Genomic DNA, 11,430 nt, shown 5'->3' on the forward strand with positions numbered 1-11,430 from the left:
GGATTCAATCCCACGCCAAGATAACGTGTTAGTGCTACGATTTTTGGCGTGTGTCCTCCTTAATCTCACTTAATTATCAATCAATGAAGGTGCCTGTCCCGCTAATTTCGGTGTGTCCCCGCTAATTTCGGTGTGTCCTCGTAAGCACTCGTAAGCATAATTTTCGCGCGTGTGTCCTCGTAAGGAAGCGCCAACGATTGACGGTGAAATAACGATGTCTGTCCTCCTTATCTGGGTGTGTGTCCTCTATCCTTTTTATCTTAAGGCGTGTGTCCCCGTAATTTTTCCTCATAATTTTAAACAATCACCTGTTTAATGATCTCGGCAAATTCGCGGCGGCTGTGGTCTTCTAATGCGTGGTGACCGTCTGCAATGCACTGTTTTCCCGCGACAAACACGTCTTTAATCAGGTTGTCATGACAGGCAAATAACCAGCGGTTGATGAGGTCTGGTGTCTGACTTGCCATCAATAGGGGATGTGTCGCATCCAGCACCATCAAGTCAGCCCGGCATCCGACAGAGAGCCCTAATTGAATTCCGCAAGCTTGATTACCACCGTCTAATGCCTGGGTATAGAGGTGATCGCCAACATGATTTTGTGACTGGCTGTAGAGACGATTGCGTTGTTGGTCACTCAGCCGCTGGCTATATTCCAGCAGGCGTAACTCCTCAGTGGCAGACAAACAGACATGACTATCTGAACCGATACTCCACTGACCGCCAGCCTGAGTAAATTCTACCCCGGGGAAAATACCATCACCCAGATTGGCTTCAGTGGTCGGACATAAACCAACTACGGCACCACTGTCAGCGATCATCTGAATCTCGTTATGGCTGAGATGGGTGGCATGAATCAGGCACCAGTGTTCATTGAAACCGATATGATTGTGCAGCCACTCGACTGGCCGTTGTTGGCTCCAGTTCAGGCAATCGGTGACTTCCTTTTGCTGCTCCGCGATGTGAATGTGGATGGGCTGTCCGTGGTCAAGGGCTGCCAGTACCTCTTGGATCTGCTGTTGATTCACGGCTCGTAAAGAATGAAAGCAGATCCCCAGCCGATGGCAGCTATGGGCGTGTGTCCCCGAAAACTCAGCCCTCTTCAGTTCACTGGCAAGCTGTTGTTGCAGTTGTAGATAACTGTCTGATGAATGGATGAAGCGCGCCTGTCCTTGATTGGGTGCCTGTCCCCCAAAACCAGCATAGCTATACAGGGCTGGCAGCAGAGTCATGCCGATCCCCGAGCGATCTGCTGCATTCAGGAGCTGGTGGGCCATTTCAGCGGGATCGCGGTAAGGTTGACCGGACGGGTCGTGATGAAGGTAGTGGAATTCACCAACCTGAGTATAACCGGCTTTGAGCATATCAATATATAACTGTGTGGCGATGACGTGAACTTGTTGCGGGGAGAGCCGCCCGACGATTTTGTACATTAAATCACGCCAGCTCCAGAAGCTGTCATCTGGGTTGAGGCTGACTTCTGCCATGCCTGCCATGACACGCTGAAAGGCGTGGGAATGCACATTGGCCAGAGTCGGCAGCACCGGGCCTTGCAGATGCTGCGCGCCATCTACTGGTGTGGTATTGGTCGTGACCTGAGCAAAGTGACCCTCAACAATCTCAAACAGCACATTATGCTGCCAGCCGGTCGGGAGCCATGCCAGCTCAGCAAACAGAAAAGTGCTGTTTGATTGGTTTCTTTGTGGAGTTCCTTGCTGGCTTGTCATCGCGTCTGTCCTTGTTACTGGTTACTGATCGCTCGCTACTGTGCGCGTGTGTCCTCGTTACCGATGATCGGGAGTCTAGCAGAATTTATCTTGTCTATACAAGTTATGTTATTGTCTATGCCTGTCCTGTTAAGTGGTTCATTTTTCCGCTATAATCCGGTCTTTATACTGCCAGTGGATAGCTGTAAATCGATGGAAAACTCAACCACCCAGATGATGTACCACTTGTCGCAACTGATTGATGACGCTCCCGGCCCTATCTATGCCAAAGTGAAACAAGCGATTTGTCGTCAGATTGATACCGGAGAATGGCAACCGGATCAGCGAGTCCCGTCTGAGTCAGAGATGGTCAAAGCTTTGAATGTCAGTCGCATGACGGTTAACCGTGCGCTGCGGGAACTGACCGATGAAGGGGTTTTGCTTCGTCAGCAGGGGGTCGGTACCTTTGTTGCAAGAAAAAAATCCCATTCAGCGCTGTTTGAGGTACACAATATTGCTGATGAAATCGCCAGTCGCGGTCACCGTCATCATGCCGAGCTGATTGAAATCACATTGGCGAAGGCGACCATGGAAGAAGCGATGAACCTTGGTGTGCGCACCAATCATCGGATTTTTCGTGCCACGATTCTTCACTTCGAGAATGATCTGCCGATTCAAATCGAGTATCGCGTGGTCAATGCGGAGCTTGCCCCGGATTATGATCAGCAGGATTTTCAGCACAATGGCGCTTACCATTATTTGATGAAAGTGGCCCCGATGACCGAAGGTGAACACTTGGTCGAGGCGGTGCTTGCTTCTCCGGCAGAATGCGCCTTACTGCAAATTGACCCCTCAGAACCATGCTTACAGATCAAGCGTCGCACATGGTGTCGGGAACAACTGGTCACCAATGCCCGTCTGATTTCTCCGGGGTCGAGGTTCCAGTTATTCGGTCACTTCGAGCAATAGTAAAACTGAGCAGCTTTTGACAGGTGTGTAGGATTTAACTGTCTGTTGGTGATTGGTTTATTGATCTAAGCAAGGGAAGCCCCCCTTGCTTTTTTTATGTGCTTTTTGTGATGACTCTTGTAAAGAAAAACTTGCGCAGATGATGGTTTACTTTTATTGTTTGGTTAGCTTGTATAGACATGTAATGTCATGATGAGCCGCATAGGCGTCAGACTGAAAGCGTACGTGATGGAGAACAGAAGCTCATGCCCGAATTAACCTTACACCCCGGAAAGCTCACGCTCAGTGAGTTACGACAAATCAGCCGGGAGCCGGTCAAAATTTCACTCGACGGACAGGCTATTGCCGCGATTGATGCCAGTACCGAGGTGGTCAATCGAGTGATCGTCGAAGACCAAGCGGTTTACGGAATTAATACCGGATTTGGTTTATTGGCCAATACCCGGATTGCCGCTGAAGATTTAGATGAATTGCAGCGCAGCATTGTGTTGTCTCATGCGGCCGGGATCGGGGAGTTCATGCAGGACGCCACCGTTCGCCTGATGATGGTACTCAAAGTCAACAGCCTTGCTCGCGGCTATTCCGGCATTCGCCTGAGTGTGATTGAAGCGATGATCACCCTTATTAACAAAGAAATTTATCCGTGTGTCCCGCAAAAAGGCTCGGTCGGTGCATCGGGTGATTTGGCCCCGCTTGCCCATATGAGTGCGGTGCTGCTCGGTGAAGGACAGGCGCGTTATAAAGGTGAGGTAATTTCCGGTCAGGCTGCATTGGCGATTGCAGGAATGGAACCGATCAAATTAGCGCCCAAAGAAGGGCTTGCGTTACTGAACGGAACACAAGCATCCACTGCATTTGCGCTTGAGGGGCTGTTTGCGGCGGAAGATCTCTATGCCTCGGCCATGGTTTGTGGTGCGTTGTCTGTGGAAGCCGCACTGGGTAGCCGGCGTCCGTTCGATGAGCGGATTCATGCCGTGCGCGGCCATCAAGGCCAGATGGATGCGGCAGCGGCCTACCGGCACCTGCTGACGGAGCAAAGTGAACTGGGTGAATCACATGCCAATTGTGAAAAAGTGCAAGACCCATACTCACTGCGCTGTCAGCCTCAGGTGATGGGGGCCTGCTTAACGCAGATCCGCCACGCCGCGAGTACGTTGCTGGTTGAGGCAAACGCGGTATCGGATAACCCGCTGGTATTTGCTGAGCAGGGGGATATTGTCTCCGGAGGGAATTTTCATGCCGAACCGGTGGCATTTGCGGCGGATAATCTGGCACTTGCCATTGCTGAAATCGGCAGCCTGTCAGAACGACGGATGGCGCTGCTCATCGATAGTCATCTGAGTAAGCTGCCGCCATTTTTGGTCGAAAACGGCGGTGTTAACTCCGGCTTTATGATTGCGCAAGTCACTTCGGCGGCACTTGCCAGTGAAAATAAAACTTTTGCTCATCCGGCATCGGTCGATAGCCTGCCAACCTCGGCCAATCAGGAAGATCATGTTTCTATGGCAACCTTTGCTGCACGACGGCTCAAAGATATGGCGGAAAATACCCGCGGTATTCTTGCTGTTGAAATACTGGCAGCGGTGCAGGGGCTGGACTTCCGCGCTCCGTTGAAATCAACGGAACGACTGGAGCAAGCCCGCGCTGATCTTCGTGCCCGCGTACCGTTCTACGATAAAGATCGCTATTTCGCGGCAGATATCGAGAAAGCTAACGGTCTGTTAGCAGAAGCGGCACATAATGAATTGATGCCCGCCGGTTTACTCCCGAGTGTCACAAGTGATCATCATGAATAAACCGCTGAATTTTGATTCACTATGGTACGGTTTTCATGCCGCGACCATGGTGAATGGTCAATATAGTGCTATCGAAAATGCTGCGATTGGCGTCCGGGACGGGCGAATTGCATGGATTGGCCCTCAAGGTGATTTACCTGCCTATCATGCCGCGCAAGAACACCACCTCCATGGCGGATGGGTCACGCCCGGCTTAGTTGATTGTCACACCCATTTGGTTTTCGGTGGTAATCGCGCTCATGAGTTTGAACAGCGGCTCAACGGGGTCAGTTATCAGGCGATTGCTCAGAGCGGCGGCGGCATTGCAGCGTCGGTGCTCGCCACTCGTCAAGCGACCCCGGAACAGTTGTTTATTTCTGCATCTCGACGGCTGAAATCTCTGATGCGCGATGGGGTAACGACGCTGGAAATTAAATCCGGTTACGGCCTCTCGACCGAACACGAAGTGAAGATGCTGGAAGTCGCACGACAACTGGCGGAACACTATCCGGTTGATATTTGTACCACCTGCCTGGCCGCTCATGCCGTGCCACCCGAATATCAGGGGTGTACCGATGCTTATATCGATTATCTGTGTGATGAATTATTGCCGGAAATTGCGCAACGTGGTCTGGCAGATGCAGTGGATGCATTTTGTGAAACCATTGCATTCAGTCCTGAGCAGGTGGAACGCTATTTTCAAACCGCTCACGCTTTCGGGATACCGGTGAAGCTCCATGCAGAGCAGTTGTCGTCGCAGGGGGGAGCAACTCTGGCGGCGCGTTTTCAGGCACTGTCTGCGGATCATCTGGAGTTTATGACGGAAGGGGATGTCGCTGCGATGCGTGAGTCCGGTACTGTTGCGGTGCTGTTACCGGGGGCCTATTTCACCTTGAAAGAAACTCAGCGTCCTCCCGTGGATTTGCTGCGTCGCTATCAGGTGCCGATGGCGGTTGCCACCGATATTAATCCCGGCACATCACCGGTGCTTTCACTGCGCCTGATGATGAATATGGCTTGTACGCTGTTTGGCCTGACCCCGGAAGAAGCTTTGGCCGCAACCACCATCCATGCCGCACGTGCTTTGGGATTAACTGAAACTCACGGACAACTGAGTGTCGGCAAGGTCGCCGATTTTGTCTGCTGGGATGTGGCAAGCCCCGGAGAACTCAGTTACTGGCTAGGCGGTGACCTGTTGAAAACACGCGTTAAAAAGGGAGAGAACAGTCATGTCGATACCCATTGAGCAACCATTTCATTTTCGTCAGGGGCAGAGCCCGCTGTTGGTCAGTATGCCCCACTGTGGGACTGCGCTACTGCCGGGCATGGCAAATCAACTGACCCCTGAGGCTCAGGCGCTGCCGGATACCGACTGGTACTTACCTGAACTGTATGATTTTTTAGCAGCGATGGATGTCAGTGTCATTCAAGCTCACTATTCTCGTTATGTGGTCGATCTCAATCGTCCGATTGATGACCAGCCACTATATACCAGTAAAACCACAGGCCTGTTTCCTGACATCTTATTCTCTGGTAACCCGGTGTTTGTCGAGGGGGCTGGCTTTGATGAAGTGACTCAAGCCCGGATCAAAGCAGAAGTCTGGCAGCCTTATCATCAAAAAATCACGGCAACGCTCGCACAGATTCGGGAGCGACATGGTTACGCGATCCTGTTTGATGCGCACAGTATTGCTGCCCGGGTGCCGATGTTGTTTGACGGTACGCTGCCGGATTTCAACCTTGGGAACAATGCCGGGCTTGCCTGCTCTCCGATCTTACTGAATCAGGTGGCTAAACTGGTTGAGCAAAGTCCGTATAGCCATGTATGCAACGGGCGGTTCAAAGGGGGATACATCACCCGCCATTACGGCCAGCCCTCGGCGCAAATTCATGCGCTGCAACTGGAGCTTTCTCAAGCTACTTACCTCGCCGATGAGACTCAGACAATTGCATCAGACTATCAACTGGATCCGACGAAACTGCAACGGGTTCGTCCCGTTCTGCAACAGTTGATTCAATCACTGTTGGCGCATGGTCATCCCTCGGATGAAGCACAATAAAGATTGAAGCAGGGAACACATGAAGGACAATGATATGACATTTAAAGCCAAGATCTTAGCCGGGATTCCGGATATCCTGCCGCCCAAGCGCGAACGCAATGAGAACCTCAGTCATGCACCGAAAAGAAAAGCGATTCTGAGCCGGGAAGAGAAAATCCTCGCGGTCAGAAATGCGCTGCGCTATTTCGAACAACGGCATCATGCGGAATTAGCACCGGAGTTTTACGAAGAGCTGGAGACCTATGGCCGGATTTATATGTATCGTCTGATGCCGGATTATCCCATCACCGCGCGCTCGATTGATGCGTTTCCGCATCAGTCAAAGCAGGCTGCCGCGATTATGCTGATGCTCAGTAATAACCTTGACGAAGCGGTGGCGCAGCACCCGCAGGAACTGATTACCTATGGTGGTAATGGCGCGGTGTTCTCCAACTGGGCACAGTATCGTCTCACCATGAAATATCTCGCGGAAATGACCGATGAACAGACACTGGTGCTCTATTCCGGTCATCCGATGGGGCTGTATCCGTCACATCCCGATGCACCGCGGGTGGTGGTGACCAACGGCATGATGATTCCCAACTATTCAAAACCGGATGACTGGGAAAAATTTAATGCATTAGGGGTGACGCAATACGGTCAGATGACGGCAGGTTCGTTTATGTATATCGGTCCGCAAGGTATTGTGCATGGCACGACGATTACGGTGATGAATGCGGTGCGGCTGAAACGCGACCGGGACCCAAGCAAGTTACCGCTGTTTGTTACCTCCGGGCTGGGTGGCATGAGTGGCGCGCAACCCAAGGCGGCGGTGATTGCGCAAACCATCGGCGTGGTGGCTGAAATTAATCCCAAAGCCGCCTATAAACGCCACGAACAGGGATGGGTCGATGAAGTTCACCCTGAGCTCGACGCACTGATCGCACGGATCAAGCAGGCGCAAATCGATAATCGACCGGTTTCTCTGGCCTATCTGGGCAATATTGTTGACCTGTGGGAACGACTGGCCGCAGAAGATATCCACATCGATTTAGGTTCAGACCAGACCTCACTGCACAATCCATGGGCGGGGGGGTATTATCCGGTCGGTTATAGCTTTGAACAATCCAACGCCATGATGGCCAACGAGCCGGAACAGTTCCGCGCGGCGGTACAGGCAACCTTGAAGCGCCATGTGGCGGCGATTAATCAGTTAACCGCCAAAGGGATGTATTTCTTTGACTATGGCAATGCATTTCTGTTGGAAGCAAGTCGGGCAGGGGCTGATATTCTCAAGGCCGATGGTTCATTTAAGTACCCCTCTTATGTGGAAGATATTATGGGGCCAATGTGCTTTGATTACGGCTTCGGGCCTTTCCGCTGGGTATGTTCATCATCGGATCCGCACGACTTGGCGATCACCGATCAGATTGCCGCCGAGATTCTGGAAGACATGCATCAACAGGCGCCGGCAGAGATTCGTCAGCAGATTGCCGATAATCTGTCATGGATTCGGCAGGCAGAACAGAACAATCTCGTTGTCGGCTCACAAGCGCGGATTTTATATGCCGATGCCGAAGGGCGGATGCGTATTGCAGCGGCTTTCAATCAGGCGGTTAACAGCGGCAAAATCTCTGCGCCGGTGATTCTCGGACGCGATCATCATGATGTGTCCGGCACCGACTCACCGTATCGGGAAACGTCCAATATTTATGACGGATCGCGGTTTACCGCCGATATGGCGATTCACAATGTTATCGGTGATGCGTTCCGCGGTGCAACGTGGGTCAGCATCCATAATGGTGGTGGCGTCGGTTGGGGGGAAGTGATCAATGGCGGTTTCGGCATGGTCTTAGACGGTTCTGAGGCATGTGATACCCGACTGAAATCGATGCTCCACTGGGATGTCAACAATGGGATTTCGCGGCGCAGCTGGGCCAGAAATGAAGGGGCGATGTTTGCCATTCAACGGGCAATGGCGCTTGAACCGCGGCTTAAAGTGACCATTCCGGAGCAAGCCGATGACGCGCTGTTGAATGCCGTGGTGAAATCATAGTCGTGAAATAACAGCAGGGCACCCAGCCGCTGAGATCGTAATATTGAGAGCCACGAATCTTAGATCTAATCACAAGCGCCGCAATTGCGGCGCTTGTTGATCGCAGTGACCCAACCGGTGCAATAAGCGAGGATTCACCCTGAAATTTTATCGAAAGTGGTGGTACAGCTTTCGCAGAACACATCCATAAACACCGCGACTTCGGGCATGGTGGCGGTCAGTTTCTCAATCGTCCCGTCTAGCCCTTCTTTAACATGCACAAACTCATCATTGTGAAAGCGTAACTCATTCAAGGTCTTGATATAGGCAGCCAGAATATCGGCGGCTTTAACAATGGTTTTATACTCGGCATCGACATGTTTTTGTACCAGCAGACCGGTGAACTCGTCACGCAGATCTTCCGGCAGAGTATCCAGACATTCCTGCTCGGCAATATCCTCTAATTTTTTAAAGGCCGCGGTAAATTCCGGGCTGTGGTACTTGGTTTTGGAGTTGATATCCTGCAGCTTGGTTTCTGATATTTCATGATAAATCGCAATCACTGCCGCTCTTTCCGGGTTCAGGTTACCGCCGAAGCGTTTATTTTTAATCACGGTCAGCAGATGCGCGATTACGGCCACCTGATGTGAGTGTTCCGAGACATTCTCTTCCTGAAAGCAATGCATCAGTGCCCAACGTTTGATCAGCGGCATGCGTGTCACCCATGCCATAAATGTGCTTTGTTTTTTCTTCACAGAATTATCCTTTACCACTCGGTTATACTCTCGATGAGAACATCGCATATAGGTCATGGTACATGATTTGAGTGAGGTACGTCTCACTGTGTTTCATCAAATATATGGCATCAAACCTGTTGAATGAACAGGAGGTGAAATAAAAAGGTAGGAAAGCAGAAAAGACTTTGTGAAAAAAGTGTAAGAAAAATGAATCAGGAAATAACAATAAGCTGATGAGGTCTTATTTGTGTCATTTTGATTGTTCGCTAATCTTTTATTAGTTATTAATATGAAATTGGTTGAATTGTTTATATTTCTAAATATTGATCGCGGATAAAAAACAAATTTTTTTATAAAAAATAATGTATCAATATTGAGAACGATATTGCTATTGATTTTTTTGTAACCTAAAATCCGTTGCCAATAAAAAATAATAAGAATCTCCCTTGTCGGGATTATATTCATGCTAGGTTGTTCCCTGAATGCGAAGACGTAATTTTCAGCAATTTGTGCTGTCTCAATATTTATTCCTTGCTTGTTGTATTTATTTTGTTTCTTTTACTGCCTATAGCAATAATGGCAATGTTGCTATTTCTCCTGCGACGCAGGCGAGTATTGAGCAGGAGCAGCGGGAGCGTTTACAAGAGATCGAGCAGGCGAAAAAATCCGTGCAGCAACTCAATGCGCTGCCGACGTTACCGGTGCCTGAGACCACGCAGACCAAGCAGTGTTTCCCTGTACAACAGATTGTTTTTTCTGGTAATACGGTATTTTCTGATCAGCAATTATTGGCGTGGATTGACTTCAAACCGGGTTGTCAGGGACTGCCACAAATTAATGAATACCTGCGCGTGATTACTAATGAATATATCGGGGCCGGATATGTCACCTCGCGGGCTTATTTAGTCCCTCAGGATCTCAGCAGCGGTCAATTAAAAATTATTATTCTCGAAGGTAAACTGGAAGCGCTGAAATTTAATGGTCGGGTGGAAGGGTTTCTGAATAATGCTTTTCCGGGGTTAATTGATCATTTATTTAACCTGCGTGAAATCGAGCAAGGCCTCGACCAAATAAACCGCCTGTCCCGCTATAATGCCCAAATTAAAATCAGACCGGGTACCAAGCAGGGATACAGTATTGTTGATATTCAGAGTGACACGCGATTTTGGGGGAATACCTCTGTCGGTGTTGAAAACTCCGGTCAGAAATCAACGGGTGAAACCCAATTTCGCTACGCCCTCAATGCTGAAAATATTATCGATGCACTCGATCAGTGGTCTGTATCCGGCAGCCGGAGCCTTGATCCGCCGACCGGTCATGCTTCGGAAAGTCTGAGCCTGAGTCTGGACGTTCCCTACGGACGCTGGAATACCAATTACCGCACCACCTACAGCCATTATGAAAGTGGTTTTGTCAGCAATGGGTTTGTGTTCGGCACTTCGGGTAAAACCAACAGCCATGATGTAACCCTGAAACGGCTGCTGGTACGCGATGCGGAAAGTAAGTCTTTTGTCACGGTCGGGCTCAGTCACCGCCGCGAAAAAAACTATCTGATGGACAGCCTCATCATTTCCAGCTCACGTAATCTGTCCTCGGCTTATGTCGGGCTGGATTACAGCGCCCGGCTTGGCTCGGGTTTTATGAGCGTGTCACCGCGGCTGACTCTGGGCTCAGACCTGTTCGGCGGGGAGCGCAATCAACCGGGGTTTCCCAAAGCGCAGTTCCGTAAAGGGACACTCACCGCCAGTTATACCCAGCCGTTTCAGTCCGGCCTGATGTTGACCAGTACCCTGTTTGCCCAGTGGAGTAACGACACGCTCTACGGCAGCCAGCGCGTCAGTATCGGTGGTGAGTATTCGGTGCGCGGGTTTAAAGATGTCTCGATCAGCGGTGATCAAGGGTACTACTGGCGCAATGATCTCAGTTATCCGCTCGGCACACTCCCGTATATCGGTCAGATCAGCGCCCAGTGGGCCGTGGATACCGGGTCGATTGTCCGGGATAAAAATGATGAGCTGGAGCGCGGATCGCTGATGGGCAGCAGTCTCGGGATCCAGACCCGCAGCCGCCGGGTCAGCAGCAGTCTTGCTATCGGTGTGCCACTGGATTCTCCCGGTGCGCTGGATGCGGATCACTACATCGTCAATTACCGTTTGAATATTGCAATTTAAT

Annotated in this window: 8 protein-coding genes; 6 read left to right on the plus strand and 2 right to left on the minus strand. The window is 50.7% G+C overall.

Annotated features, from left to right (window positions below; all coding sequences use genetic code 11):
- Positions 1 to 296: 296 nt before the first annotated feature.
- Positions 297 to 1,724 (minus strand): formimidoylglutamate deiminase, encoded by a 1,428-nt coding sequence (locus VRK_RS04925; protein WP_059120354.1) that lies wholly within the window; start codon positions 1,722 to 1,724, stop codon positions 297 to 299.
- Positions 1,725 to 1,814: 90 nt separating this feature from the next.
- Here VRK_RS04925 and hutC point away from each other — a divergent pair, with 90 nt between their 5' ends.
- The 5 genes from hutC to VRK_RS04950 all read left to right on the plus strand — a co-directional run bounded on the left by hutC (position 1,815) and on the right by VRK_RS04950 (position 8,542).
- Complete coding sequence (gene hutC, locus VRK_RS04930) at positions 1,815 to 2,672, plus strand: histidine utilization repressor (protein WP_231735739.1); 858 nt, start codon at positions 1,815 to 1,817, stop codon at positions 2,670 to 2,672.
- Positions 2,673 to 2,917: 245 nt separating this feature from the next.
- Positions 2,918 to 4,468: a histidine ammonia-lyase gene (gene hutH, locus VRK_RS04935; protein ID WP_059120355.1), complete on the plus strand. Its 1,551-nt coding sequence runs from the start codon at positions 2,918 to 2,920 to the stop codon at positions 4,466 to 4,468.
- Positions 4,461 to 5,693 carry an imidazolonepropionase gene (hutI, locus tag VRK_RS04940; RefSeq protein WP_059122653.1) on the plus strand — a complete coding sequence of 411 codons (1,233 nt, stop codon included), beginning with the start codon at positions 4,461 to 4,463 and terminating at the stop codon, positions 5,691 to 5,693. The genes hutH and hutI overlap by 8 nt, the downstream gene beginning before the upstream one ends.
- Complete coding sequence (gene hutG / locus VRK_RS04945) at positions 5,677 to 6,507, plus strand: N-formylglutamate deformylase (protein WP_157371853.1); 831 nt, start codon at positions 5,677 to 5,679, stop codon at positions 6,505 to 6,507. Before hutI ends, hutG begins: the two co-directional genes overlap by 17 nt.
- A gap of 19 nt (positions 6,508 to 6,526) precedes the next feature.
- Positions 6,527 to 8,542, plus strand: coding sequence for a urocanate hydratase (locus tag VRK_RS04950; RefSeq protein WP_197413054.1), 2,016 nt, complete (start codon positions 6,527 to 6,529; stop codon positions 8,540 to 8,542).
- A gap of 134 nt (positions 8,543 to 8,676) precedes the next feature.
- Here VRK_RS04950 and yfbR read toward each other — a convergent pair whose 3' ends face one another.
- Positions 8,677 to 9,276 (minus strand): 5'-deoxynucleotidase, encoded by a 600-nt coding sequence (yfbR, locus tag VRK_RS04955; RefSeq protein ID WP_059120356.1) that lies wholly within the window; start codon positions 9,274 to 9,276, stop codon positions 8,677 to 8,679.
- A 464-nt stretch (positions 9,277 to 9,740) separates the two neighbouring features.
- Between yfbR and VRK_RS04960 the strand changes: the two genes are divergently transcribed.
- The gene (locus tag VRK_RS04960; RefSeq protein ID WP_059120357.1) at positions 9,741 to 11,429 is read left to right on the plus strand and encodes a ShlB/FhaC/HecB family hemolysin secretion/activation protein; all 1,689 of its coding nucleotides are present in this window, start codon (positions 9,741 to 9,743) and stop codon (positions 11,427 to 11,429) included.
- The last annotated feature ends 1 nt before the right edge of the window (position 11,430 follow it).

This window comes from Vibrio sp. MEBiC08052, assembly GCF_001506075.1.
Classification (GTDB): Bacteria; Pseudomonadota; Gammaproteobacteria; order Enterobacterales; family Vibrionaceae; genus Vibrio.